28 protein-coding genes are annotated in these 23809 nt (G+C 64.6%); 26 read left to right on the forward strand and 2 right to left on the reverse strand.

From position 1 onward, the window contains the following. The first annotated feature begins 14 nt into the window (after positions 1-14). The 6 genes from EOA75_RS01350 to EOA75_RS01375 all read left to right on the forward strand — a co-directional run bounded on the left by EOA75_RS01350 (position 15) and on the right by EOA75_RS01375 (position 6137). A complete protein-coding gene (locus tag EOA75_RS01350) occupies positions 15-965 on the forward strand; it encodes a hypothetical protein (protein ID WP_095825882.1) in 951 nt (316 codons plus the stop codon). A gap of 59 nt (positions 966-1024) precedes the next feature. Next, positions 1025-2119: a hypothetical protein gene (locus tag EOA75_RS01355; protein WP_206516945.1), complete on the forward strand. Its 1095-nt coding sequence runs from the start codon at positions 1025-1027 to the stop codon at positions 2117-2119. A 671-nt stretch (positions 2120-2790) separates the two neighbouring features. Continuing rightward, on the forward strand, positions 2791-3060 hold the full coding sequence (locus EOA75_RS01360) for a helix-turn-helix transcriptional regulator (protein ID WP_095825883.1): 270 nt from the start codon (positions 2791-2793) through the stop codon (positions 3058-3060). A gap of 132 nt (positions 3061-3192) precedes the next feature. Next, a complete protein-coding gene (locus EOA75_RS01365) occupies positions 3193-4920 on the forward strand; it encodes a SulP family inorganic anion transporter (RefSeq protein WP_095825938.1) in 1728 nt (575 codons plus the stop codon). A 331-nt stretch (positions 4921-5251) separates the two neighbouring features. Then, positions 5252-5686, forward strand: a complete 435-nt coding sequence (locus tag EOA75_RS01370; RefSeq protein ID WP_127323414.1) for a hypothetical protein — start codon at positions 5252-5254, stop codon at positions 5684-5686. Between the two features lie 25 nt (positions 5687-5711). After that, positions 5712-6137 carry a DUF4054 domain-containing protein gene (locus tag EOA75_RS01375; RefSeq protein WP_206516946.1) on the forward strand — a complete coding sequence of 142 codons (426 nt, stop codon included), beginning with the start codon at positions 5712-5714 and terminating at the stop codon, positions 6135-6137. Here the strand turns inward: EOA75_RS01375 and EOA75_RS01380 are convergent. After that, a complete protein-coding gene (locus tag EOA75_RS01380; RefSeq protein ID WP_095825886.1) occupies positions 6127-6534 on the reverse strand; it encodes a response regulator in 408 nt (135 codons plus the stop codon). The genes EOA75_RS01375 and EOA75_RS01380 overlap by 11 nt on opposite strands. A gap of 77 nt (positions 6535-6611) precedes the next feature. Here EOA75_RS01380 and EOA75_RS01385 point away from each other — a divergent pair, with 77 nt between their 5' ends. Genes EOA75_RS01385 through EOA75_RS01440 form a run of 12 tightly spaced genes read left to right on the forward strand, consistent with a single transcriptional unit; the run spans position 6612 to position 15528 of the window. Continuing rightward, entirely contained in the window at positions 6612-7010 is a 399-nt protein-coding gene (locus EOA75_RS01385) for a hypothetical protein (RefSeq protein ID WP_095825887.1), read from the forward strand. A gap of 4 nt (positions 7011-7014) precedes the next feature. Beyond that, a complete protein-coding gene (locus EOA75_RS01390) occupies positions 7015-7458 on the forward strand; it encodes a hypothetical protein (RefSeq protein WP_127323415.1) in 444 nt (147 codons plus the stop codon). Positions 7459-7475: 17 nt separating this feature from the next. Beyond that, the gene (locus tag EOA75_RS01395; protein ID WP_095825889.1) at positions 7476-8057 is read left to right on the forward strand and encodes a hypothetical protein; all 582 of its coding nucleotides are present in this window, start codon (positions 7476-7478) and stop codon (positions 8055-8057) included. A 6-nt stretch (positions 8058-8063) separates the two neighbouring features. Beyond that, positions 8064-8456, forward strand: coding sequence for a hypothetical protein (locus EOA75_RS01400; RefSeq protein WP_095825890.1), 393 nt, complete (start codon positions 8064-8066; stop codon positions 8454-8456). 1 nt (position 8457) lies between these two features. Further along, a complete protein-coding gene (locus EOA75_RS01405) occupies positions 8458-8730 on the forward strand; it encodes a hypothetical protein (protein WP_127323416.1) in 273 nt (90 codons plus the stop codon). After that, positions 8730-9461, forward strand: coding sequence for a hypothetical protein (locus EOA75_RS01410; RefSeq protein ID WP_127323417.1), 732 nt, complete (start codon positions 8730-8732; stop codon positions 9459-9461). The genes EOA75_RS01405 and EOA75_RS01410 overlap by 1 nt, the downstream gene beginning before the upstream one ends. 26 nt (positions 9462-9487) lie before the next feature. Continuing rightward, on the forward strand, positions 9488-11446 hold the full coding sequence (locus EOA75_RS01415) for a DUF3383 family protein (protein ID WP_127323418.1): 1959 nt from the start codon (positions 9488-9490) through the stop codon (positions 11444-11446). A 33-nt stretch (positions 11447-11479) separates the two neighbouring features. Further along, a complete protein-coding gene (locus tag EOA75_RS01420; protein WP_067328704.1) occupies positions 11480-11911 on the forward strand; it encodes a hypothetical protein in 432 nt (143 codons plus the stop codon). An 8-nt stretch (positions 11912-11919) separates the two neighbouring features. Then, the gene (locus EOA75_RS34445) at positions 11920-12546 is read left to right on the forward strand and encodes a hypothetical protein (protein WP_206516948.1); all 627 of its coding nucleotides are present in this window, start codon (positions 11920-11922) and stop codon (positions 12544-12546) included. Further along, a complete protein-coding gene (locus tag EOA75_RS01430; protein WP_127323419.1) occupies positions 12522-14639 on the forward strand; it encodes a phage tail tip lysozyme in 2118 nt (705 codons plus the stop codon). The genes EOA75_RS34445 and EOA75_RS01430 overlap by 25 nt, the downstream gene beginning before the upstream one ends. Then, a complete protein-coding gene (locus EOA75_RS01435) occupies positions 14639-15214 on the forward strand; it encodes a phage baseplate protein (RefSeq protein WP_127323420.1) in 576 nt (191 codons plus the stop codon). The genes EOA75_RS01430 and EOA75_RS01435 overlap by 1 nt, the downstream gene beginning before the upstream one ends. Beyond that, positions 15214-15528 (forward strand): hypothetical protein, encoded by a 315-nt coding sequence (locus EOA75_RS01440; protein ID WP_127239336.1) that lies wholly within the window; start codon positions 15214-15216, stop codon positions 15526-15528. Before EOA75_RS01435 ends, EOA75_RS01440 begins: the two co-directional genes overlap by 1 nt. Here the strand turns inward: EOA75_RS01440 and EOA75_RS01445 are convergent, their stop codons facing one another. Next, positions 15529-15771: a hypothetical protein gene (locus EOA75_RS01445; protein WP_127323421.1), complete on the reverse strand. Its 243-nt coding sequence runs from the start codon at positions 15769-15771 to the stop codon at positions 15529-15531. It lies immediately after the preceding gene. 35 nt (positions 15772-15806) lie between these two features. On the opposite strand from EOA75_RS01445, the gene EOA75_RS01450 reads away from it, so the two are divergent. The 8 genes from EOA75_RS01450 to EOA75_RS01485 are packed head-to-tail and all read left to right on the forward strand — an operon-like array spanning position 15807 to position 23806. Beyond that, entirely contained in the window at positions 15807-16670 is an 864-nt protein-coding gene (locus EOA75_RS01450; protein ID WP_127323422.1) for a hypothetical protein, read from the forward strand. Beyond that, positions 16667-17329 carry a hypothetical protein gene (locus EOA75_RS01455; protein ID WP_127323423.1) on the forward strand — a complete coding sequence of 221 codons (663 nt, stop codon included), beginning with the start codon at positions 16667-16669 and terminating at the stop codon, positions 17327-17329. The genes EOA75_RS01450 and EOA75_RS01455 overlap by 4 nt, the downstream gene beginning before the upstream one ends. Next, entirely contained in the window at positions 17326-17676 is a 351-nt protein-coding gene (locus EOA75_RS01460) for a hypothetical protein (RefSeq protein WP_127323424.1), read from the forward strand. The genes EOA75_RS01455 and EOA75_RS01460 overlap by 4 nt, the downstream gene beginning before the upstream one ends. Positions 17677-17679: 3 nt before the next feature. After that, on the forward strand, positions 17680-19116 hold the full coding sequence (locus EOA75_RS01465; protein WP_127323425.1) for a baseplate J/gp47 family protein: 1437 nt from the start codon (positions 17680-17682) through the stop codon (positions 19114-19116). A gap of 6 nt (positions 19117-19122) precedes the next feature. Continuing rightward, positions 19123-19872 (forward strand): DUF2612 domain-containing protein, encoded by a 750-nt coding sequence (locus EOA75_RS01470; RefSeq protein ID WP_127323426.1) that lies wholly within the window; start codon positions 19123-19125, stop codon positions 19870-19872. A 10-nt stretch (positions 19873-19882) separates the two neighbouring features. After that, positions 19883-21358: a hypothetical protein gene (locus tag EOA75_RS35530; RefSeq protein WP_164747238.1), complete on the forward strand. Its 1476-nt coding sequence runs from the start codon at positions 19883-19885 to the stop codon at positions 21356-21358. Positions 21359-21416: 58 nt separating this feature from the next. Further along, a complete protein-coding gene (locus EOA75_RS01480; RefSeq protein WP_127323427.1) occupies positions 21417-23402 on the forward strand; it encodes a hypothetical protein in 1986 nt (661 codons plus the stop codon). A gap of 11 nt (positions 23403-23413) precedes the next feature. Continuing rightward, positions 23414-23806, forward strand: a complete 393-nt coding sequence (locus EOA75_RS01485) for a hypothetical protein (RefSeq protein WP_245429377.1) — start codon at positions 23414-23416, stop codon at positions 23804-23806. Positions 23807-23809 lie beyond the last annotated feature (3 nt).

Here is a 23809-nt window from a genome sequence, read left to right on the forward strand (position 1 = left end):
TTAGGAGATTGCCCATGTCTGGGTTCCAGACGCAGGTTGCCTACAATCCCGCCCCCGCTGTCGAGGGCGATTTCGCTTCCACCAATCCCCGCTCTACAGTCCTTGCCGCCGCTGGCGCGCTGGTCTGCGGCGCGCTAGGTGCTGTCATCGGCCGCTTCGCCTGGCTGAGTTATGTCCAAGCCGACAGCGACAATGCGCCGGCCGTGGTCAACACCTTCGGCACCGGCCCGGTCGCAGGCTTCGTCCATCGCGAGCAGCAGGGCCTGATCGAGCAATACCTGCAGGAATCGACGATGCTGGTCCCGGCCGGCTTTCCCATCACCGTCTTCGATGGAGGCGATTTCTGGGTGAAGAACGCCGGCGCGACGCCTGCCCTGGTCGGCCAGAAGGTCTACGCCAACTATGCCGATGGCACGGCGACCGCTGCTCCGTCCGGCTCGCCGAATGGCGCGACCACTTCGGCCGGCTCCATCGCAGCCGGGACCAGCGGCTTCCTGGGCTCCATCGTCGGCAATGTGCTGACGGTCACGACGGTCAACTCGGGCACGATCTGCCCCGGCACCACGATCTCGGGCACCGACGTCGTCTCCGGCACCAAGATCATACAGCAACTCACTGGTACCCCGGGCGGTGTGGGCACGTATGCGGTCAACATCCCCGACCAGGACGTCGACCCCGGTACAGAGATTTCCGGCACCTATGGCGTGTTCACGGCGGGCGGCACGATCGTTGGCGTCTTCGGCGTCGGCGACACGCTGACCGGCGCTGGCATCACCGCCGTCACCACTATTACCCAGCAGCTCACTGGCCCAGCCGGTGGCGCTGGCACCTATGCGGTCGATGTCAACACCATAGTCAACGCGGCTGCGCTCACCGCGGCCACCAATGTTGAAACTAAGTGGACCGTGCGTTCCTTCGCGCAGCCCGGCGAGCTGATGAAGATCAGCTCTTGGCCTCAGGGCTAAACCCGCCGTCAATCTCGAAACCATGCGCCGCAAGTCGGCGATCTGTGAGGATAACCACCATGAAATTTCACGACTTCGATCAGGCCGCTGCGGCGTGGACTCAGCATCGCTCGATGTTCGAGCAGGCCGGTATCTACCTTCCCGATGCACGCGCCTACATCGTCGAGGCGTTCCGCACCAATCATCTCGCGATGGATGCACAGCCTCAGCTAGCGACAGCACCGAACGCCGGCATTCCGGCGTTCCTCACCACGCTTGTGGATCCTGAGGTCTACCGCATCCTTTTCGCCCCAACCAAAGCTGCCGAAATCTTCGGCGAAATTCGAAAGGGCACTTGGATCGACCAGACGGCGATGTTCCCCGTCGTTGAGCAGACCGGCGAAGTGTCGAGCTATGGCGACTACAACGACAACGGCAGAGCCGGCGCCAACATGAATTGGCCGCAGCGCCAGTCCTATCTGTTCCAGACGATTTCCGAGTATGGCGAGCTGGAAATCGAGCGCGCCGGCCTTGGCCGCGTCAATTGGGTTGGCGAGGTGGATGGCGCCGGCGTCACGGTGCTCGCACGATTCCTCAACACGACCTACTTCAAGGGCGTGCAGGGCTTGCAGAACTATGGCCTTCTCAACGATCCGAACCTGGCGGCTCCGATCACCCCGGCGCCGAAGGCTTACGGCGGCGTGAAATGGATCAACAACGGCCAGATCGTCGCCACCGCGAATGAGATCTATTCCGACCTCCAATCACTGTGGCTGCAGCTCGTTACCCAGACAGCCGGCCTGGTCGACCAGAACACCAAGATGACACTGGCCATGTCGCCGGAATCGCAGCTTGCCATGACCGCGACCAACTCGTTCAACGTCAATGTTGAGGACCTGCTCAAGAAAAACTTCCCGAACCTTCGCGTCGTCTCGGCGGTGCAATATAGGGCGGAGACAGCGATCAACCCGACGGGCATCTCAGCCGGCAACGTGGTTCAGTTCATTGCCGACGGCATCGATGGTCAGCAGACCGGCTATTGTGCGTTTAACGAAAAGCTCCGCGCTCATCCAATCGTGCGCGCGCTCTCCTCGTGGAAAAAGAAAATGTCCAGCGGCACCTGGGGCGCGATCATCCGGCAGCCGACGGGCATTTCCCAGATGGTGGGCGTTTAGATGGCGTAGAGATAGTATTGCGCGCCCCAATACGAGCCGCATTCATCCACTGGTTTGGGGCTGGGACGAAGTAGGCTTGCGCCTAAGGCGTTCCAGACAGGCGACCGCTGCACGGCTTCAAGGATTGCAGGAACACTACAGCGTCATACGGCAACAACATACGCGCTTGTGCCGCAAGTCTGCTCACCAGTTCTTGTTGGCGGGCAATGATTTGCTCGCCTTCACGGTCTCTGCCATCTCGACTGGTGTTCCCGTCGGCATAGCACCTATCGGCGCTTGATCTCCGCACCGTGGGCGATCAAACCTGCCTCGTCCGTGGTTCCAGCCTGAAAGCGCCGAGCAGAATTGAAGCTAACCATTCCCTCTCAGCAGCATGCGCGTTAACCGCGAGAACCTTTTTCAAGACGCGTTCAATCATGGCCATATCATCTGGTCCGATGTTTCCTTGGGATCAAAGCCGCTGCCGGCTCCGCAGCTTGTCCTGCCTGCTTGCCGGCTGCCGCGGGGGTTTTGCCTGCGCTGTGCTGGCTTGAGGCTCGGCTGCTGCAGCGGCGCAAGGCCGTTTACGGACAGCGAGTGGCCAATGTCTCATCCAAAATGAATGAGGCTTGAAGCATCATGATATTTGTATTATCCATTGATACCGCAGACTCAGACAAAGGTTCTGGCCGATGATCACTGCTGCGCAGATGCGCGCCGCGAGGGCGCTGGCCGGTATCGACCAGCGAACTCTTGCCGAGCGCGCCGGAGTTTCGCTTCCGACGATACAGCGCATGGAGGCGAGCGAGGGTGTCGTGCGAGGCGTTGTCGACACGTTGATGAAGGTCATCCAGGCCCTTGACGAGGTTGGCGTGGAACTGATCGGCGAGAACCAGACCAGCGAGCGCGGCGGCAGGGGCGTACGCCTCAAGGCCACCGTGGCGCAGAACCCGCAAGGCTGAGCCGCAACCGCATCCGCCCCGGAAACCCTTGCCGGTTTCGGGCAGCGCAATGCGGGGTCGCAACAGTTATCGCGACGGCGACCGCCGACATGCAGCCGACGATCCCGCCGCCCTTTGGAGCGGAATATGGTCATGGATCAGGCTCGGCCTGCAATTCACCATCAAGCACGGCCGACATTCGCCGAGCTGTTCACACCAAAGCTGGTGACGGTGCTGCGCGAGGGCTACCACCTCAAGCAGCTGAGGGCGGATGTGATCGCCGGCCTGACAGTCGCCATCGTGGCGCTGCCGCTGTCGATGGCGATCGCGATCGCCTCGCATGTGGAGCCCGAGCGCGGACTGTTTACGGCGATCATCGGCGGTTCCATCGTCGGCGCGCTTGGCGGCAGCAGGTTCCAGATCGGCGGGCCGGCCGGCGCCTTCATCGTGGTCGTGGCCTCCGCTGTCGATCAGCACGGCGTTGACGGACTGATCCTGGCAATGCTCATGGCCGGCGCCTTCCTGCTCGCGGCCGGTTATCTGAGGCTCGGCGCCTATGTGAAATTCATTCCCTATCCGGTGACCGTTGGTTTCACCGCGGGCATTGCCGTGATCATTCTGTCCAGCCAGTTGCATGACCTGTTCGGCCTCACTCTGCCGGGGAAGGAGCCCGGCGACCTGTTGCCCAGGCTTATCGCACTTGGCAGGGCGGCCGGAACGGTAAATCCAGCGGCCATTGCCGTCGCCACGCTGACGATAGGGATCATCGTGGGCATGAAGCGCTGGCGGCCTTCATGGCCCGGCCTCCTGGTCGCGGTGGCGGCGGCCTCGCTCGCCACGACGCTTCTCGGCCTTCCCGTCGAAACGATCGGCACCCAGTTCGGCGGCATTCCGCGGATCTTGCCCGACCCGACTCTGCCGGCCTTCGACGCGCATAAGCTCGTCTCCGCAATACCCGACGCAATTTCCTTTGCCCTGCTCGGAGCAATCGAATCGCTGCTGTCGGCCGTGGTCGCGGACGGCATGACCGGCCGACGGCACCGCTCCAACTGCGAACTGGTGGCGCAGGGCATCGCCAATATCGGCTCGGCGCTGTTCGGCGGGATCTGCGTGACCGGACTGATCGCGCGCACGGCGACCAACATCCGCGCCGGCGCGCATGGACCGTTGTCGGGGATATTCCATTCCGCCTTTCTGCTGCTGTTCATGGTGGTGGCTGCCCCGCTTGCCAGCTACATCCCGCTGGCGGCGCTCGCCGGGGTGCTGGCCACCGTGGCCTGGAACATGGTGGAGAAGCCCGCCTTCTTGGCGCTGATCCGATCGTCCTGGGGCGATGCCCTGGTGCTGCTGGTAACCTTCGGACTTGTCATCTTCCGCGACCTCACCACCGGCATCGTGATCGGTTTTGCGCTGGGCGCCTTGCTGTTCATCGGTAGGATGGCACGTTCGGTCGAGGTAGAAGCGCATGTCCCGCCGGTGACGGACGACCGCGCCGATGATGAGAACGGCGGCCGCCTCGCCTACGATCTTGGCTCAGCCACGGATCCCGACACCGTCATCTATCGCATATCCGGTGCTTTCTTCTTCGGCGCGGCGGCAACGGTCGCCACGGTGCTCGACCGCATCGCGGACCAGAGCAAGAACTTCATACTCGACTGCTCGGCAGTGCCTTTTCTCGATTCGACCGCGGCAAACGTGATTGAAAGCACCGTGCACAAGGCAGGGCGGGCCGGAGGACGCTTCATCATCGCGGGCGCCTCGTCGCAGGTGAGGCGCACACTGATAAGCCATGGCGTCAAGCGGCCGCTGGTGACCTATGCCGCCTCGATCCGTGACGCGCGGGCGCAGCTGGACGAAAAAGCGGAGACGCGGCTCGGCTAGCTTCGGATTGGCGCGCGCGGCGATCAGGCAGCAGGGGACGGAAGGCTTTGGCGTATGAGTTCGGGGCTCTGACTAAACGGGACTGAGGTGGGTAGCGAGCAGTCGAGCCGTCCCGACTCTTCTATGCCCGAGGCACAAACAGCGCCCGATTATCACCCAGACCGAACTCTCCGGCAATCGGCGATTGGATTCGGCGAGGGGCACCATCATCTTCGCGGATGCTCTGAGCAAAACGGCCGCCCACGGCTGTGAGCTGCGTTCGATTCCCAGCATCCGCTCCACTGACGCCATCGGCGACGGCCACCGTTTTTCCACCAACCGGAGTAAATCAATGTCCACGACTGTCACTGTTGCCTGCAAGCTTCCGCATGGCCTCGTTCTGCGCCTTCACGAGATGGTCGAGCAGAACGAACCGACCGCCGGCGGCAGCTTTCGGAAGGTGAAACGCGCCCAGGTCATCGGCGAGCCCGTTGTCCTGAAAGGCTACCTGCGCCGCTTCGACCGCCGCAAGGAGCCCGCCCCGATGGCCCAGGACAGCGACTACGCCCTGACCTATGGCGTCGATGCTGATTTCTTCAAGAAGTGGCTCGAGCAGAACAAGGACCTCGACGCGGTCAGGAACAACCTCGTCTGGGCCCATACCGAGACTGACATGGTCGAGGGCTTCATCAAGGAGCATGAGGCGCAGAAGTCGGGACTCGAGCCGATCGATCCCCACAACCTGCCGCGTGGCATCCAGGCCTACAAGGCGGATGCCGCGGCCTGACACGCAACCCCCAGGGAGGTTCGCCGTGGGCGTTATCGTCGAGTTCAGCTTCGCGAACTTCATCGCGATCTACCCTCAGTTCGCAACGCTCAGCCAGCCGCAGGTTTTGCAGGGCGCGCTCCCGGTTGCGACGCTCTACTGCCGCAATGACGGCGGCGGCCCCGTCACCAAGACCGAGACGCAGACCACGCTCCTCAACCTCATGGTCGCCCACATCTGCCAGCTCATGTACGGCGCCAACGGTCAGGCGCCGGCCGGGATCGTGGGACGCGTCTCGAATGCTGCCGAGGGCAGCGTGTCGGTGCAGGCCGACTTCCCCGTTACGCCTAACAACGCCTGGTTCATGCAAACCGCGTTCGGCGCGGCCTATTGGCAGGCCACTGCCGCCTACCGGACCATGCGCTACATGCCCGGACCGCGACGCGCCTACAACCCCTGGCCTAATCGCTAGCGGGTTGCGTGGGTGTGTCGGTTGGGAGCTGTTCATTCATCAACGTGGATATCGCCGTGATGATCTGCGGCATGAAGAACGGTTTGGTGATCATGATGCTGTTCGGAACGCCTTCGGCGCCCCACTGGCTGGCGCTATCGCCGCTGACATAAACAACCGGGATCGTGGAATTAACCTGACGTACATGGCGAGCGACCTCCCAACCGGAGGGACCGGGGCCAAGACGTACGTCAGAAACTAGCGCTTTGAATGCGTCCGGCGCTTCGTCAAATGCCGCGATAGCGGCAGATGCGCTGCCAACGCCGACCACCTCGAAGCCCGCTTCCTCCAGCCCTGTTTCAAGATCGAGCAAGATCATTGTCTCGTCTTCAACGACCAGAACAGCGCCGTTGCTCATGTGAGGCGTCCCCGAGGTCACCGCTAACCCGCAACGAGTGCTTTAGTTCCAGCGATATAAGTGAAAGGACCATTCTCATGGACATTCTTGCTCAGTTGTTGCGCGAGTTCCGCGTCTTCCGCAAGCATGCGGAAGATCGCATCCAGACCCTTGAGCGCAGCCTGCGCCTCGCTTCCCCGGCACCGCTTGTGGATGCGCCGGAGACGCCCGCCACCTCCACGGCGGCCGCAGATGGTGCGGCAGGGGCGACCGGCGCGACGGGCGCGACTGGCGCGACCGAGACAATCGGTGCCACTGGTGCCACTGGCGCCACCGGCGCGGCCGTCGACAGCGGAGCGACCGGCGCCGCGGCCGACGTCGCCGCAACTGGTGCCACCGGAGCTACCGGCCCCGCCGATTCCGCGGTTGACGCGAAGGCCAAGGCAAAGGCGAAAACCGCCGATCAGCCCGGCGACCAGAGCGCACCCAGCGCGTAAAGCGATGGTGAAGCTCTCCGGCGGCGACAAGCTCGCCGCGAAGCTGGCCGAGATCGCGAAGAACCTCCAGAATGCCGTTTCGGTCGACGTCGGCTTCCTGGAGGGCGCGACCTATCCCGACGGCACTTCCGTCCCGCTGGTTGCGGCGCTGAATGAATTTGGCACCCGCGACACGCCACCCCGCCCGTTCTTCCGGGGCATGATCGACGACAAGAGCCCCGAATGGCCCGACGCCGTGGGCAATCTCCTGGTCGCGAACGGCTACGACGCCGAAAAGACGCTGGGCCAGACGTGCGAGGCCATCAAGGGCCAGTTGCAGGCGGCGATCACCGCCTATGACGGCCCGCCGCTGCAGCCCGCCACCATCGCCCGCAAGGGCAACGACAAGCAGCTCGTCGACACCGGCCACATGCTGGCGTCGGTCGACTATGCCGTCAAGAAATCCTGAACCCGGAGACCACTACGATGAGGGCCATCCTTTTCTCGAGCAACCTCGGCGACATTCCTGCCGACCTGGCATTCAAGAACAATTTCTCGGCCGTGACCGATCCGGCCGCCACCGACGACTCGAGCGAGGGTTATCAGGTCGGCTCGGCCTGGGTGAACACCGCGACCGACACTGCCTTTGTCTGCGTCGACGCGACCCCTGGCGCTGCCATCTGGACCGCCACGGCGCAGGTCGGCAGCACGCAGGGCGATCCGGCGGCGCACACCGTCTCCGGCACGCTCACGCCCGCCGATTTGCTCGCCCGCATCATCACCATCGACCAGGGTGGCGGCGCGGCCTCCCTGCAGCAGCTCCCGACCGGTGCCGCCCTCCAAGCGGCGCTGCCGGCCGACTTCCCGTTCAACGACTCCTTCGATGTCTCGGTGATCAACACCTCCATCGTCGATGCCGAGGATGCGACCATCACCACCAACGACGGCATGACGCTGATCGGGTCGATGGACTTCCCGGCGCACAGCAGCCCCACGATCCCGTCGAGCGGCATCTTGCGTTTCCGCAACACGGGCGCCGGCACCTTCACGGTCTACCGCGTCGGCTGATCGACCATGAACCTGCACGGGATCGTCTCGGCGGCGATCGGGACGGTGAACCCGTTCGTGACCGCCAGGCTGAAACGGTCCAGCGGCTACACCACGGCGGCCGACGGCACGCGCACCCCGAGCTTTGTCGACGTGCCCAGCGTCTCTCTGCAGGCGCAGTCGCTTACCTACAACGATCTGCAGCTGCTCGACGGGCTCAACATTCAGGGCGTGCGCCGCGCCGTCTACCTCAACGGTTCGGCCCTCGGCGTGGTGCGAGAGCTGCAAGTCGGCGGCGATCTCTTTGTCTTCCCCGCCGGCACTTTCCCGGAAGGCGACACCTGGCTCGTAGCACTCGTGCTCGAGTCGTGGCCCGACTGGTGCAAGTGCGCCGTGACCCTGCAAATGGATGGAGCCTGATATGGCGAACGGAACCTTCATGGTGCCATGCCCCGCCGGCCAGTGGACTAAGGTCGCCGACGGGGCCAACTATTCATCGGCTCTGTTGCAGGTGACAAGCATAGGCGGCGTGCTGGCAGCGATCGCCGACAGCCAGTCTGCGGAGGGTGCCTCGAACGGCGTCCTGCTCTCCCAGAGCTTCGTTCCGTTCCCGCTCGCCGCCGGCGACCAGGTCTGGTGCCAGCCGGTCGGTGCCGGCGAGGCCACGGTGCGCGGGATCGGCACCAGCGTCTGATGAGCGGCCCGGTCCCCAGCCAGTCTGGCATCCAGACGGTCCTGCGCGGCTTTCTGCTGCAATACCTGCCCGCCGGCGTCGAAGTGATCTCGGCGCAAGACAACCGCGTCCCGGAGCCGGCTGGCGATTTCGTCACCATGACGGTGAGCCGCCGCGGCCGGCTCTCGACCAACGTCGACACCTATCAGGACTGCGCCTTTGAGGCTTCGATCGCCGATGAGGTGATGACCGTCACTCAGGTCTCGCTCGGCACGCTCCTGGTGGGGGCGACCGTCTTCGGAACGCCGGTGGCCGCCGGCACGCTGATCAGCGCGCAGACCGATGGCACGCCGGGCGGCGTCGGAACCTACACGGTCACGCCGGCGCAGACCGTGGCGGCGCAGTTCCTGTCGAGCGGTGCCGAGACCATCGTGCAGCCAACCGACGTCGTCATCCAGCTCGACGTGCATAGCGCCTCGGATGGCAGCGCTTCCGACATGGCGCAGACGATCGCCACCCTGATCCGCGATGAGCGGGCGACACGGTACTTCGCCGATGCCGGCATCGATAGCGCGCCCCTCTATGCCGACGAGCCCAAGCAGGTGCCGTTCTTTAACGGCGAGCAGCAATACGAGACCCGCTACGTCGTCGACGTGCATCTGCAGGCCAACCAGGCAATCGGCCTGCCACAGCAATTCGCCGACCAAGCCGCGATCGCCGTCGTCAACGTCGAGGCGACTTTCCCGGCCTGACCCCTCCAACAGAAAGGACTTGGTCCATGACGACCATCCCGGCCTCGCAGCTTGTGAACGTCATTCCGAACGTTCTCAACGCGGGCGGCAACGCGCTCGTGATGAACGGCCTCGTGCTGACCCAAAACACCCGCGTCCCGATCGGGCAGGTGCTCTCGTTTCCGAACGACGGTGTGTCGGTGGCGAACTTCTTCGGCCCGTCCTCGGAAGAGGCCGAGATCGCGGCGGTTTATTTCAACGGCTTCAACAACTCGACCCAGAAGCCGGCCACGATCCTGTTCGCGCAGTATGCGTCCGCGTCGGTCGCGGCCTATCTGCAAGGCGGAAAGGCCGACCAGCTCTCGCTGGCGCAACTCCAGGCTTTGAGCGGCACGCTCAGCGTCAACGTCGACGGCTATGTGCGCACCGCGAACGCGATCGATCTGTCGAGCGCGAACAGCTTCTCGGCCGCCGCGGCGCTGATCCAGACCGACCTGAACTCCGCTCCTCCGCAGGCGGCCGCCGTGACGGGCGCCATCGCCCCCGCGACGGCAGCCGTGACCGCCTCCATTGCCGGCAACGTCATGTATGTGACCGGCGTGACGTCGGGCGTTCTTGTCGCCGGCGCGGCGCTCTCCGGCGCTGGCGTCTCGGCCGGCACGCAGATCACCGACCAGCTGTCGGGAACGCCCGGCGGCATCGGCGAATATGCGGTGTCGATCGAGCAGGTGGTCGCCAGCACTGCGGTTTCGGCAACCTATGGCACTCTCACGGTCACTGCGCTCGCAAGCGGCACCCTGGCGATCGGCCAGACGATTGCCGGTGCAGGGGTGACGGCCGGCACGCGCATCGTGCAGCTTGGTACCGGTGAAGGCCTTACGGGTACATACTTCGTCGACGAGACCCAAACGGTGGCGAGCGGCGCAATCACGGCGTCGGCCACGCCGCTGGACGTCAGCTATGACTCGGTCTCCGGCGGCTTCGTCATCACCTCCGCCATCGCCGGCGCGGCGTCGTCCGCAGCCTTCGCCACCGGCCCGGTCGCGGCGGGGCTTTTCCTGACGCAGGCGACCGGCGCGACGCTCTCTCAGGGCGCCGATGGAACGACGCCTGCCGCCTTCATGGCCGGGATCACCCAGCTCACCCAGAATTGGGCGACGTTCATGACGATCTTCGATCCCGATGGCGGTTCGGGCAGCGTGCAGAAGCAGGCCTTTGCCGAGTGGGTCAACAACACCAACAAGCGCTATGCCTACATCGCCTGGGATACGGACATCACTCCCACCGAAGGCAACGATGCGACGTCGAGCTTCGGCAACATCATCGCGAGCGCCAATCTCGACGGCACCTGCGCCATCTACCATCCGGCCGGCGGGATCACGACGCCGGCGCAGATCGCCGCCTTCATCTGCGGCGCGGCCGCTTCGATCGACTTCCAGCAGACCAACGGCCGCATCACCTTCGCATTCCGAGGGCAGGATGGGCTGGTGGCAGGCGTCACCACCGCGACGGTGGCGAGCAATCTCATCGCCAACGGCTATAACTTCTACGGCGCCTATGCGACGGCCGCGCAGCAGTTCCTGGAGTTCCAGAACGGCACGGTGTCGGGCGAGTTCGAATGGCTGGACAGCTACATCAACCAGATTTGGCTGAACAACCAGCTCCAGCTCTCCCTCATGGAGCTGCTCCAGAACATCAACTCGGTGCCGTACAACGCGGCCGGGTATGAGCTGATCAAGGCGGCTTGCCTCGACCCGATCAACCAGGCGCTGAATTTCGGCGCGATCCGCGCCGGCGTGACGCTGTCGGCGCTCCAGATCGCGCAGATCAACTCGGCGGCTGGCGTGAAGGCGAACGACACCCTCCAACTGCAAGGCTGGTACCTCCAGGTCAACGACGCCACTCCGCAGGTGCGCCAAGCCCGCCAGAGCCCGCCGATCAACTTCTGGTACATGGACGGCGAGTCCGTGCAGCAGATCGAGCTGACCTCGACCCTCGTCCAGTAAGCGGCAACCAATCCACCCGTCAGGAGCCAGACCATGTCGACCCTAACCGCCGCGAACGCGGTCATCACCCTTGCCGTGCCGAACCTCTTTCCGACGCCGGTTCAACTGCAGGGCTTCGCCACCGACAACATCTACGACATGGACAGTGTCGACCAGGTGGAGACCGCCATGGGCGTCGACGGCATCCTGTCGGGTGGCTTCGTCTACAACCCGATCAACCAGACGTTCGTGTTGCAGGCCGATTCCCCTTCGATCGCCTTCTTCGAGACCTGGGCGGCGACGCAGGTGCAGGCCAAGGACGTCTACACGGCCAACGGCTCGACGACGCTGCCGTCGCTCGGCCGCTCCTACATCTCCACCAAGGGCTTCCTGGTGAGCCTGCCGCCGATGCCGGCGGCGGCCAAGATCCTGCAGCCGCGCCGTTTCGCGATCCGCTGGCAGAGCGTTCAAAGCGTCCCGAACTGAGGTAATCCATGCGTAAAGAGATCGACGTCACGATCGCCGATGACGGCCGTGACCAGGGCAAGACCTTTCACATCCGCGAGATGCCAGCGACGCGCGCGGAGAAATGGGCGATGCGCGCGCTGCTCGCCGTGGCGCGCTCCGGCGTCGAGCTCCCCGACGACTTCGCCGGCATGGGCATGCAGGGCATCGCCATCGTGGGCATACGAGCGATCACCAAGATCGCGTTCGAGGATGCCGAGCCGCTGCTCGACGAGATGATGGAATGCGTCACCATCAAGCCCGATCCCCGCAACCCGGCCATCCAGCGCCCGCTGATCGAGGGTGACGTCGAGGAGATCGCGACGCTGATCCAGCTCCGGCAGGAGGTCATCAACCTTCACGTCGGTTTTTTACCAAAGGCGACCAGTCGAAATCGATCTCGACACAGTCGCCGGCGTCCACCTCCTCGAATACGGCAATGTCTCCCGAGCCATCGGTCAGGTTCTCTCAAAGGGCAAAACCTCGCTCCGCGAGCTAGACGAGTGGCTGTCGATCGAGGACGTCCACGACCTTCTCGAAGTGGCGATGGTCGACGCCCACAACCTGATGCTGCTGAGGAAAAGGGACGAGAATGCCAACGGTCATTGACAGCCTGATCGTCACGCTCGGCCTCGATCCCAAGGACTTCACCGATCAGCAGAAGAAGACGTCCGAGAGCTGGCTCAAGACCGTCAACGCTTTCCGGAAGGGCGGCAAGGACGTCGAGGAAAGTTCGAAGAAGGCCGCCGAGACCGTCAACCTGATCACGCGGCGCGTGCTCGAACTCTTCGCCGTCATCACCGGCAGCCAGGCGCTCAGCGAGTTTGTGCGCAAGCTCACCAATGCAGACGCCTCGCTTGGCCGCTTCGCCTCGAGTCTCGGTGAATCGCCCCAGCGCATTGCGGCCTGGGAGAATGCAGCCGAACGCTTCGGCGGCTCGGCCGACGCCACCGCGTCGACCCTGGAGCGCGTCAACAAGCAGCTCTACAACCTTAACAAGAACGGTGAGGCGCTGCCTCGCGAGTTCTCGCAGTTGCAGGCCTGGACCGGCATGCGGATCGACCCCAACCATGGGCTCGATCGATACCTTTCCGATGTCGCCGCGGCTTTGCAGAGGTTGCACCAGATCGACGCCGGCGCGGCTCACAATGTCGCGCAGGCGCTGGGAATCGACCCGGCGACCGAGCAGCTCATGTACAAGATGGGCTCAGGCATCGACGATCATCTCGACAAGCTCCAGAAGAGCCTGTCGCCCAGCAACTCGGCGATCGAAGCCGCGCAGAAACTGCAAGCCAGCTGGGCCGAGCTCCTCCAGCACATCATCGCGCTCGCCAACGCCATCAACGATAAGCTCGGCCCGGTCCTGGTGGACGCGGCCAACAAGATGTCGGCATGGATCGACAAGAACCAGGACTGGATCCAGACCGGCATCGTCGACGCGGTGAAAAAGTTCCTCGACTGGCTCGAAAAGATCGACTGGAACGCCGTCGAGACCGGCATGCAGAATTTCGCGTCGGGCGCGAAAGAGGTGGTCGACGGGGTCGGCGGCATCGTCCATGCCACCGAGATCCTGTTCGGCCTGTGGCTCGGCGCGAAGTTTCTTCGCGTTCTCGCCAATATGCGCATGCTCGCTGCCGGAGGTGCCGGCGGCGTCGCCGCTGGCGGTGCTCGCGCCGGCCTGGGCTTTCTCGGCACCATTTCAACGGGTGTTGGAATGCTCCTTGCCGGCGCGGCCGCCATCAAATGGGGCGGGTCGCACCTGCGCGCCGATCCCCACGCCGGCGACCACGGCACCATCGGCAATTGGCTCATGGCCCACCTGCGCAAAGCGCCTGGAAGCCATTCGGGCAAGGATGCCGACGACAAGATCGCGGTCGACGGCAAGCCGATCTCGAGGAGCAATCCCGTGCCGGTCACGACGGCCGAGCAGAGCAACTCGGGCGGCGGCTTCTGGAGCAATCTCCTCAGTGGCATCGGCGCTGCGTTCGGCGGCGGCAGCGCATCGTCCAAGGCCGGCGGTCTCGTCGGCGGCATGGTGGGCGGGACCAGTCCTACCGGCCCGCAGCACGCCTCTGGTGGCACCCGAGGCTGGTGGACGCCAGAACGGCAATCGCAGGCTTACCAGACCCTCACGGGCGGCGGCCTGTCGGATGCCGGCGCGCGCGGCCTCATCTCGCGCTGGATGAATGTCGAGGCGGCTGGGGGTCCCTCGACCGTCAACAGCATCGGCGCGTCCGGTGTGGCGCAATGGCTGGGCTCGCGAAAGGCGCGCCTCATGGCCTTCGCGAAGGCGCGCGGCAAAGACTGGAACGATGCCGACACGCAGTATCAGTTCGTCCTGTCGGAGCTGAACGGCCCCGAGAGCCGGGCCGGCAGCATGTTGCGCAATGCCAAGACCGATGCGCAGGGCGCTACCGGTGCATCGATGTTCGAGCGCGCCGAGGGCTACAATGCCTGGAGCGGCATGGACGCCTATACCGGCCGGACCTACCGGGGCATGAAGGGGATCAACACCGGCGCCGCATCGGCGGCGCTGTCGAACATCTCGAGCACGCACACGGCCACGACGTCGAACAGCTCGGTGGAGGCCCACATCGGCAAGGTCGAAGTTCACAGCCAGGCCACCGATGCCAACGGCGTTGCGGCCGACATCAACGACGCGCTCAGCCGCCGTCTGTTCACCGCGCAGGCAAATAGTGGATTGGCGTGATGGCCGGCATTCTTGAACTTCTGACGCAGGACGCCTTCGGATTGCTGTCGAGCGCCTTCGGCCTGCAGCCATGGGGCATCTACTTCGGCGGAGTGCCGGTGATCATCGCCGACAACATCGTGGAGGTGCAGTATCGCCAGCAATGGTCGATCTCTGACTTCCCGGTCGAACAGGGGGCCTTCCAGAGCTACGACAAGGTCCAGATACCCTATGATGCTCGGCTGCGCTTCACCGCCGGCGGATCGGCCGCAAACCGCGCCGCGATGCTGGCGTCGATCGCGGCCGTCGCCGGCGACACCAACCTCTATGACGTGGTGACGCCGGAGGCTGTCTACCTCTCCTGCAACATCACCCACTACGACTACAGCCGGCGCTCGAATGAGGGGATGGGGCTTCTCTCGGTCGATATCTGGCTGATCGAAGTGCGGCAGGCCGTCAGCGCCGCCATGTCGAACACCCAGGATCCGAGCGGCGCTTCTCAGGTCAACGGCGGCACTGTGCAGACCGCGCCGGCGAGCAGCGCGCAGCTCGAGCAATTCAAGACATCGTCTGGCCTGCCAGCCGGGAGCTTCTGATGGTCATCATTCCTCTGCAGGCGGTGCCGAACCAGGCGGTCGGCGTGACGCTGGACGGGCAGGTCTCGCAGATCAGCCTCTATCAGAAGAACACGGGCCTGTTTATCGACCTCTATGTCGACAACGTGCTCGTGATCGGCGGCGTGATCTGCCAGAACCTCAACCGGATCGTCCGGTCGCTTTACCTTGGCTTCTCCGGCGATCTGCTCTTCATCGACAACCAGGGCGACACCGACCCGTACTATACCGGGCTCGGCACGCGCTACAGCCTCGCCTATGTGTCGGCGAGCGAGCTCCCGGCGGGCGTCGGCTGATCACTTGCAGCGCTTGAACCGGTCGCCGGCAAAGCAGGTGTGCAGTACTTTCAGCTGCGCCGCTACCGCCTCGCGCTGATCGCACGCCTTGATGGTGTCGGGATCATCGCCCGAGCCGCCGCGGCACTGCTCATTCAGGTCGAGATAAGTCTTTTCGAGCGCGGCCTTGTTCGGCTTCCCCAGCGCCGGCGCGACGGTGAAAATCAGAAGGGCGGCGCTCGCGGCGGAAAGGACTTTCGGCATGGGCGTGACTTTCTTCATGTGAGGCGGTGATCGAGATGGCGTTTAGCCAGAAGCGAATTTCCGTCGAGTTCGAGCTGGCAAACGGTCAGTTTGAAGGCGGCGGCAACACCGCGGAGGTATTCGGGCTGCGCGTCGCCTGCAACATCGTCAACGCCGGGCAAGGCTCGGGGCAAGCGGAAATTTCGATCTGGGGCCTGCCGCTGGCTCTGATGAACCAGCTATCCACCGTCGGTTCACAGTATCTCCAGATGTACAAGAACGGCATTTCGGTGCTCGCTGGAGATGACGAGACCGGCCAGAACGTCGTGTGGACCGGCACCATCGTTTACGCCTATGTCGACGCGCAGGCGATGCCAGACGTGTGCTTCCGGATCAGCTCGCTCCCGGGCGTCTTCCATGCCGCGCAGCCGATCCCGCCGCTGAGCATCAAGGGCTCCGGCGACGCCTCGCAGATGATGAAATCTCTCGCGGGGCAGATGGGCCTGGCGTTCGAAGACGCCGGCGTCAAGGTCAAGTTCGCCAACCCCTACTATCCGGGCACGGCGTGGACGCAGATGCTGGCGATCGCGCGCGACGGCGGCTTCGACGTCGGCATCGATCGCGGCACGATGGTCATCACGCCGCCCGGCAAAGCGCGAAACAGTGACACGGTGCTGATTTCGAAAGACACCGGCATGGTCGGCTACCCGTTCTTCCAGCAGGCCTTCGTGCTGGTCCGCGCGCTCTACAATCCGGCGGTGAAGTATCAGGGCAAGGTGCAGATCCAGAGCGACCTGACGCCGGCCAACGGCACATGGAAGGTCAACCGCCTCGAGTATCAGTTGGAGGCAATGATGCCCCACGGAAAGTGGTTCATGCTCCTCGAATGCATCGCCGTTGATGCCTCGGCGCCGGCATGAGCGGCCAAGGCTATTTCGGTCAGCAGACCACATCTGACGACACCGCCGAGATCAACCGGCTGCGCTTCCTCATTCGCCAGGAGCTGGCGCAGGCGCGCACGGGCATCCCCGTCAAGGTCGTCGCGGTGCATGGTGGCGGCGTCGGCGCGCCGCCCACGGTGGATGTGATGCCGCTGATCAATCAGACGGACGGGCAAGGCAACCAGACGCCCCACGGCGTCATCTACGGCATCGCCACGATGCGCAACCAGGGCGGCACCAACGGCATCATCAACGATCCGAAGGTCGGCGACATCGGCCACATGACGATCTCGGACCGCGACATCTCGGCGCTGAAAGCCAACGGCGGAGCGCAGTCAAACCCGGGCAGCTTCCGGCGCGGCAACATGTCGGACGGCATCTATCAGGGGGCCATCGCCAATCCGGCCAACCAGGACCAGGCCGTCCAGTTCACCGAGGGCGGAATCAAGCTCTTCGACAAGAACGGGCAGATCATCGACTTCGCGGCCGGCTCCATCACCATCACCACCGCGCAGCTGCGGGTGACGGGCGACGTCATCGCCGGCGCCGGTGGCGAGAACATCAGCGTGCTCAACCATCTTCACACCAACGTCCAGCCCGGCGGCGGCACGTCAGGCCCACCGGAGCCCGGAACATGAAGACGCTCCTTCTCGACACCGACACCTGGGACTTAGTGGCGGACGCGTCGGGCAACATCGCTGTCGCCGACGAGCCCTACGCGCTGGCGCAGGACGCGGCGAGCGCGATCAGGCTGTTCGCGGGCGAGCTCTACTACGACACCACGCAGGGCATTCCCTACTTCGACCAGATCCTGGGCAAGGCGCCGCCGGTCTCGCTCATGAAGGCCTACTTCAATCGTGCCGCCTTGACGGTGCCCGGCGTGGTCTCGGCGCAGACCTTCATCCAGTCCTGGACCGATCGGACTGTCACCGGCCAGGTGCAGGTGACGCACGCGGCCGGCAACACCACCGCAGCGAGCTTCTAGCACATGGTCGACACCACCAACGTTCCCCCGCCGCAATGGACGGACACGGGGTTCCTGATCCCGTCGGCCGCGGAGGTGCTGGCGGGCGTGACCGAGGACATCAACGGCGCGTTCGGCGGCGTCCTCAATCCCGCGCTGAACACGCCGCAGGGGCAGCTCGCCAGCAGCGAGACGGCGGTAATCGACGAGGTCAACTCGACGTTCCTCTATTTCACCAACCAGGTCGATCCCGCCTATGCGACCGGCCGGATGCAGGATGCGATCGCGCGCATCTACTTCATCGAGCGCAACCCGGCCCAGCCGACGGTCGTGCAGGCGCTCTGCAGTGGCTTGCCGGGCGTCGCCATCCCGACGGGCTCGTTGGCCCTTGCCGAAGATGGCAACCAGTATCTGTGCACCGAGGATGGCGTCATCGGCGTCGACGGCACTGTCACCTTGCCGTTCGAGTGCCTGGTGGTCGGGCCGATCCCATGCCCTGCCGGAAGCCTCGACCAGATTTTTCGAGCGATCCCCGGATGGGATTCGATCACGAACCCGGATGACGGCGTGCTAGGCAACAATGTCGAGAGCCGGTCGGCTTTCGAGGCGCGCCGTGCTGCCTCCGTCGCGTTGAATTCGCAGGGCTCGCTTCCGTCGGTCCTGGGCGCGGTGCTGGCGGTGCCGAACGTCATCCACGCGTTCGTGACAGAGAACGCCAGCAATGACGTCCAGACCATTGGCGGCGTCTCGATCTATCCGAACTCGCTCTATGTCGCGGTGGTCGGCGGCGACGCTGACGATGTCGCGCAAGCGATCTGGTCGCGCAAAGCGCCCGGCTGCGCATACAACGGCAATACGACGGTCACGGTCTACGACCAGAGCCCCGGCTATGTCCCGCCGTACCCTGCCTATCGGGTGAGCTTCGAGATCCCCGATCCGTTGGCGATCCTGTTCGCGGTCAACATCGTCAACACGCATCTCGTCCCCGCCGATGCCGCGACGCAAATCCAGAATGCCATCGTCAGCGCCTTTGCTGGCGGCGATGGTGGGCCGCGCGCGAAGATCGGCACCACGCTATTTGCGAGCCGCTTCTACGCGCCCGTGGCTGCCCTTGGCTCGTGGGCGCAGATCATCTCGATCGAGGTAGGCTCGAACAACAACCCCAGCGCCGTCTTCACGGGCCAGATCGCCGGAACGATACTGACGGTCTCCGCCGTTGCGTCGGGGGAGCTGGCGGTTGGGCAAATCATTTCCGACACCACCGGCGCGCTGACCGTCGGCACCACCATCACCGCGCTCAGCACCGGCTCGGGCGGCACCGGAACCTATGTCGTCTCGAACAACAAGAACGTGTCAATCGAGACCATGACGGCCGCGATCCCCAATCGCTTCGACATCGCCGTCGACATCGACCAGGTGCCGACGATCTCCCCCAACGACATCTTCGTCACCCTGACCTGATCGATCATGGAAGACACAGGACCTCCCTATCCCAGGCCACCGGCCGGAATACCGAACGGCTTTGGCCAATTCGCCATTGGCATCAGCCCCATCGGCGATTTCCCGCCTTTCGACGTCTGGCGCACTGTCATCAGCCAGTATGCGAATGCACCCACGCTGACGCAACTGATCGGGAACATCTTCTCGTATCTCGACCAGACGGCCAACTTCGATGCGTTCTTCGACTACATCTGGAACGTCGACACGGCGCAGGGCTATGGGCTCGACGTCTGGGGCAGCATCGTCGGCGTGAGCCGGGTATTGCAGGTCACGACCGGGGACTGGTTCGGCTTCGATGAGGCCAAGCCAGGAGCCGATCCGTTCGGGCAAGGCGCGTTCTATTCCGGCGCTCCGCTGACCTCGAATTTCGCGCTGTCGGACGAGGCATACCGCCGGCTCATCTTCGCCAAGGCTGCAGCCAACATCACCAACAGCTCGATTCCGGCGATCAACCAGATCCTGCTCAGCCTCTTCCCCAACAGGGGCAACGCCTACGTTACCGAGGGCGGCAATTACGGGACATGGTTCGGCTTCGAGGAATCGCTGAACTCCGTCGGCTTCAACCAGGCATCGTTCTACGCGGGCTCGCCGATCGAGACGATGACGATGACCTACACCTTCGCCTTCCAGCTGACCCCTGTCGAACTCGCGATCGTCCAGAACTCCGGCGTCTTGCCGAAGCCGACCGGCGTCAAGGCGTCGGTCGTCATCATCTAAGGATCCCTCCATGAAGCTTTCCGCCTTGCCTGCCAAGTTCCCCGTAGCTTGGGGAGCTTCGGCGAGCCCGAGCTACATCCGCTCCATCCCGCTCGGCTCGCAGATCGGGATTGTGAATGGCGCGGCCTCACTGACCGACGGCTTTCCGCCACTCAACTTCCTGCCGGTCGGATCGGGCGGCGTGCCGCCGTTCGGCCAAGACATGAACGGCATTCTGCAGCAGATCACGCAATGGTCGCAGTGGCAGAATGCAGGCGGTCTGGTCCCCTACGATCCGGCCTTCTCGGCAGCGATCGGCGGGGATCCCAAGAGCGCGTTGCTGGCTGGCGCGGCGACTGGCGTCGTTTGGCTGAGCACGGCCGACGACAATACGTCCGACCCCGATACGGGCGGCGCGAATTGGGTCAACATCGGAGCTGCATCCGCGCCCATCGTGGTCGGTACCGATGCGGGCTCGGCCAATGTCTGCACCGCCACGGTCCTGCCGGCGCCGAGCGCTTATGTCGACGGCCAGATCTTCGTCGTCCAGAAATCCGCTTTCGACAACAACGGCGCCATGACGGGCAACATTGACGGGCTGGGCACCCATCCTATCGTCAACATGGACGGGACCGCGCTGACGGCAAAGCAATGGCCAGCGAGTGCCACCGGCATCCTGGAGTTCAACAACGCGACGACGTCGTTCCGTCTGCTTAACCCGGCGGTGACCGTGGCGGCCAACGCGGGCCTTGCCGCGACCGATCAGCAGGTCCTTTCGCTGAGCATCACGACTTTGCCGGCACCCACCGGCGCACTTTCCTTGAACGACAGCCTTCCACTGCATGTGGTGGCGGACGGTGCGGACCGCGAGGTCACGCTCTCGGCGCTCGCCGCAATTCTCCCTGGCGCGATGAAGGCCATGCGCGTCATGACAGCGAGCGGAACCTACACGCCGACGGCTGGCGCCAAGAGCATGCTCGTCTTTGCCACCGGCGCAGGTGGCGCAGGCGGCGGCAATGCCACGGCAAACGGCTTCACTGGCGGCGGCGGAAGCGCGGGCGGAACGGCGGTCTATTTCGGTGCCGTCTCTCAGCAGACCGTCACCATCGGCGCCGGCGGCGTCCCCAATCCATCGTCTGGTTCCGATCTCATCGGCGGTTCCGGCGGGACAACCTCTTTCGGCGCTCTTGCCGTCGCTACCGGCGGCATTGGCGGTTCTTCCAGCGGCACCAATTCATTTGGCGCGGGCGGCCAAGGGGTGGGGACCGGAACCGCCGGGACCCTCCTGATCCACGGCGGCGGCGGATCGCCTGGTTCCGGCCATGAAGGCGGTTGCGGTGGCACCTCGTTCTGGGGTGGCGGCGGCTACGGCGGCGCAACTCCTTCGACCGGTGTCCAGGTGCCCGGCGGTCCGGGCACTCTCGGCGGCGGCGGCGGTGGTGGCGACGGCGGCGGCGCAGGCGGGGCCGGTGGCAACGGTGTGGTCGTCATCTTCGAATTCGACTGATCGCCGCATCGTCGCCCTCTCGTAAGCCGACCACTCACACACATTCGGATTGGGGCAAATGAATCCCTTCAGCTACGGCAACGTCCTGACCGCTGGCCAGTGGAGCTACCTGTTCTCGCAGAAGCAGGACGCGCTCGGTTATACCCCGGTGAACCGGGGCGGCGACACGATGCAAGGGCCGCTCAACACCCAGGCTTCCACGGCCAACGGCGCTGGATTCAGCATCCCTCCTGGCGCTGCTCCGGGAGTGCCGGTCGACGGCCAGATCTGGATGACCATCTTTGGGCTCTTCTTCCAGATCGGCGGGCAAACGATCGGACCGATCGCCAACGGCACCATCGTCGGGCCGTCGAACTCCGTGGTGGGCGACATTCCCGTTTTCTCGGCGACCGGCGGCACTGCCCTTGCCGACAGCGGGATATCGCTCGCTTCGCAGCTCCCCAACCTCATCCTGGCTACTCCGGCCTTCGGAAGCGGAGTGCCCGCATTCCGAGCGCTGATCGGGGCTGATCTACCCACGCCGCAGCCCGTGGCCCTTGGTGGCGTAAAATCTGCGGCCGCTCCTCCCCATCAGTTCGGGACGGGTGTCGATACCAGCGGCAACCCGACGTTTGCGCAGCCTGCAGTCAGCGACGTCTCGGGCCTTGCCGCGAACATGCTGGCCTTTCTTGCCGGCGGCACGAGCGCCCAGCTCGCCGCGGCGATGGTCGACGAGACCGGTAGCGGTCCGCTTGTCTTCGCCACAAACCCGACCGTTGCCCTTGGCTCGGCCTCGACCGCCGTCACCCAGACGCCCGGCGACAATTCGACCAAGCTGGCAACGACGGCCTATGTGCAGGCAGCGATCTTCGCCACCACGACGCTGCCGGCGACCAGGCTGGCCACGACCACCGCGCTTCCGGCGGTCACCTATGCCAACGGAGCATCCGGCGTCGGTGCCACGCTCACCGCCTCTGCCAACGGTGCTTTGACGGTCGATGGCGTCGCCGCGAACCTCAACGACGTGATCCTGGTCAAGAACCAGGCCTCGTCGTTCCAGAACGGCATCTACACGGTGACGGCGACCGGTAGCGCAGGCGCGCCATTCGTCCTGACGCGTGCGACCTACTACAATCTCTCCGCCGACATCGATCTTGGCGACCAGACGTTCGTGACGGGTGGAGCGACGCAGGGCGCCACGACCTGGACGCAGAATGCCAAGGAAAACCCGGTCATTGGTACCGACCCGATCACGTTCGCCCAGACGGCGGGGGTCGGTTCCTACACCGCCGGGAACGGCCTCACCCTGGCGGGCACGCAGTTCGCGATCGACACGACGATCGTCACTGACCTGTCGTCGGCGCAGTCGCTCTCCAACAAGACGCTGGTGAGCCCTGCACTCACCGGCGTGCCCACCGCGCCGACTGCAGCGGCAGGCACGAGCAGCGCGCAGATCGCCAGCACGGCATTTGCGGCGGCCGCTGCGGCGACCGCTGCTGCCGGCTCGCTTGTCAACGTCCAGGTAAAGACTGCCTCGGGCACCTATACGCCGACCGCAGGCGCAAGCCGTGCAATCGTTTTCGTGACGGGCGGCGGCGCTGGCGGCACGACGGGCACGGGCAGCGGCAGTGAAAGCGGCGGTGGCGCTGGCGCCACGGCCATCTTCTTCATGAACGGTGTCTCGGCACAGACCGTTACAATTGGTTCGGGCGGCGCTGCCGGCGCCGCAGGTGGATCATCCGCATTCGGCACTGTCACTGCGAACGGTGGCTCTGCCGCAGCCTCTCAGAGCCTCGGTGGCCGGGGCGGCACGGCAGCCAACGGCACACTCAACCTCGGCGGCGGCGACGGCGGCTCCGGCACCAATGCGACCGGCAACTCTCAAGGCGGCGAGGGCGGCGCAAGTTTTTGGGGCGGCGGCGGCGCGGGCGGCCAGACCGCTAACAGCCACAATGCCGGCGCGGCCGCGCAGGCATATGGCGCTGGCGGCGGCGGCGGTTCGTACAGCGCTGGCGCTGGCGGTGCTGGCGCGCCCGGCGTCGTTCTCATACTCGAGTTCAAATAAGGACCGCATTCATGCAACTGGCAGTCATCCAAGGCACCGACGTCGTCAACATCATCGAGGGCGACCCGACCTTCACGCTCGACGGCTTCACGATCGTCCCGCTCGCGGAGCCGGGCTATATCGGCGGCACCTATAGCAATGGCGTGTTCAGTGCTCCCCCGGCACCGCCTGCCGTTGTCCCGGAAAGCGTGTCGGCTCGGCAATTCCACCTCCAACTAAGCGTTGCCGGTTTGCGCGCCCAGGTCATCGCCTGGATCGGAACGCAGCCTGTCGAGGTGCAAGACGCCTTCGAATACAGTGGAAGCTTCGTGCGCAATGAGCCGATGATGGAAACCGGCTTCGCCGCGCTCGGCTACACGTCGGCCCAGATCGACGCGTTCTTCACGGCCGCCGCGCTGCTCTGACGG

Origin of the sequence: Mesorhizobium sp. M1A.F.Ca.IN.022.07.1.1, from assembly GCF_003997575.1 — a bacterium.
GTDB lineage: Bacteria > Pseudomonadota > Alphaproteobacteria > Rhizobiales > Rhizobiaceae > Mesorhizobium.

Coding starts and splice junctions, on each gene's coding strand:
- EOA75_RS01350 (WP_095825882.1), top strand. CDS start 15: ATGTCTGGGTTCCAGACGCAGGTTGCCTACAATCCCGCCCCCGCTGTC.
- EOA75_RS01355 (WP_206516945.1), top strand. CDS start 1,025: ATGAAATTTCACGACTTCGATCAGGCCGCTGCGGCGTGGACTCAGCAT.
- EOA75_RS01360 (WP_095825883.1), top strand. CDS start 2,791: ATGATCACTGCTGCGCAGATGCGCGCCGCGAGGGCGCTGGCCGGTATC.
- EOA75_RS01365 (WP_095825938.1), top strand. CDS start 3,193: ATGGATCAGGCTCGGCCTGCAATTCACCATCAAGCACGGCCGACATTC.
- EOA75_RS01370 (WP_127323414.1), top strand. CDS start 5,252: ATGTCCACGACTGTCACTGTTGCCTGCAAGCTTCCGCATGGCCTCGTT.
- EOA75_RS01380 (WP_095825886.1), bottom strand. CDS start 6,534: ATGAGCAACGGCGCTGTTCTGGTCGTTGAAGACGAGACAATGATCTTG.
- EOA75_RS01385 (WP_095825887.1), top strand. CDS start 6,612: ATGGACATTCTTGCTCAGTTGTTGCGCGAGTTCCGCGTCTTCCGCAAG.
- EOA75_RS01390 (WP_127323415.1), top strand. CDS start 7,015: ATGGTGAAGCTCTCCGGCGGCGACAAGCTCGCCGCGAAGCTGGCCGAG.
- EOA75_RS01395 (WP_095825889.1), top strand. CDS start 7,476: ATGAGGGCCATCCTTTTCTCGAGCAACCTCGGCGACATTCCTGCCGAC.
- EOA75_RS01400 (WP_095825890.1), top strand. CDS start 8,064: ATGAACCTGCACGGGATCGTCTCGGCGGCGATCGGGACGGTGAACCCG.
- EOA75_RS01405 (WP_127323416.1), top strand. CDS start 8,458: ATGGCGAACGGAACCTTCATGGTGCCATGCCCCGCCGGCCAGTGGACT.
- EOA75_RS01410 (WP_127323417.1), top strand. CDS start 8,730: ATGAGCGGCCCGGTCCCCAGCCAGTCTGGCATCCAGACGGTCCTGCGC.
- EOA75_RS01415 (WP_127323418.1), top strand. CDS start 9,488: ATGACGACCATCCCGGCCTCGCAGCTTGTGAACGTCATTCCGAACGTT.
- EOA75_RS01420 (WP_067328704.1), top strand. CDS start 11,480: ATGTCGACCCTAACCGCCGCGAACGCGGTCATCACCCTTGCCGTGCCG.
- EOA75_RS34445 (WP_206516948.1), top strand. CDS start 11,920: ATGCGTAAAGAGATCGACGTCACGATCGCCGATGACGGCCGTGACCAG.
- EOA75_RS01430 (WP_127323419.1), top strand. CDS start 12,522: ATGCCAACGGTCATTGACAGCCTGATCGTCACGCTCGGCCTCGATCCC.
- EOA75_RS01435 (WP_127323420.1), top strand. CDS start 14,639: ATGGCCGGCATTCTTGAACTTCTGACGCAGGACGCCTTCGGATTGCTG.
- EOA75_RS01440 (WP_127239336.1), top strand. CDS start 15,214: ATGGTCATCATTCCTCTGCAGGCGGTGCCGAACCAGGCGGTCGGCGTG.
- EOA75_RS01445 (WP_127323421.1), bottom strand. CDS start 15,771: ATGCCGAAAGTCCTTTCCGCCGCGAGCGCCGCCCTTCTGATTTTCACC.
- EOA75_RS01450 (WP_127323422.1), top strand. CDS start 15,807: ATGGCGTTTAGCCAGAAGCGAATTTCCGTCGAGTTCGAGCTGGCAAAC.
- EOA75_RS01455 (WP_127323423.1), top strand. CDS start 16,667: ATGAGCGGCCAAGGCTATTTCGGTCAGCAGACCACATCTGACGACACC.
- EOA75_RS01460 (WP_127323424.1), top strand. CDS start 17,326: ATGAAGACGCTCCTTCTCGACACCGACACCTGGGACTTAGTGGCGGAC.
- EOA75_RS01465 (WP_127323425.1), top strand. CDS start 17,680: ATGGTCGACACCACCAACGTTCCCCCGCCGCAATGGACGGACACGGGG.
- EOA75_RS01470 (WP_127323426.1), top strand. CDS start 19,123: ATGGAAGACACAGGACCTCCCTATCCCAGGCCACCGGCCGGAATACCG.
- EOA75_RS35530 (WP_164747238.1), top strand. CDS start 19,883: ATGAAGCTTTCCGCCTTGCCTGCCAAGTTCCCCGTAGCTTGGGGAGCT.
- EOA75_RS01480 (WP_127323427.1), top strand. CDS start 21,417: ATGAATCCCTTCAGCTACGGCAACGTCCTGACCGCTGGCCAGTGGAGC.
- EOA75_RS01485 (WP_245429377.1), top strand. CDS start 23,414: ATGCAACTGGCAGTCATCCAAGGCACCGACGTCGTCAACATCATCGAG.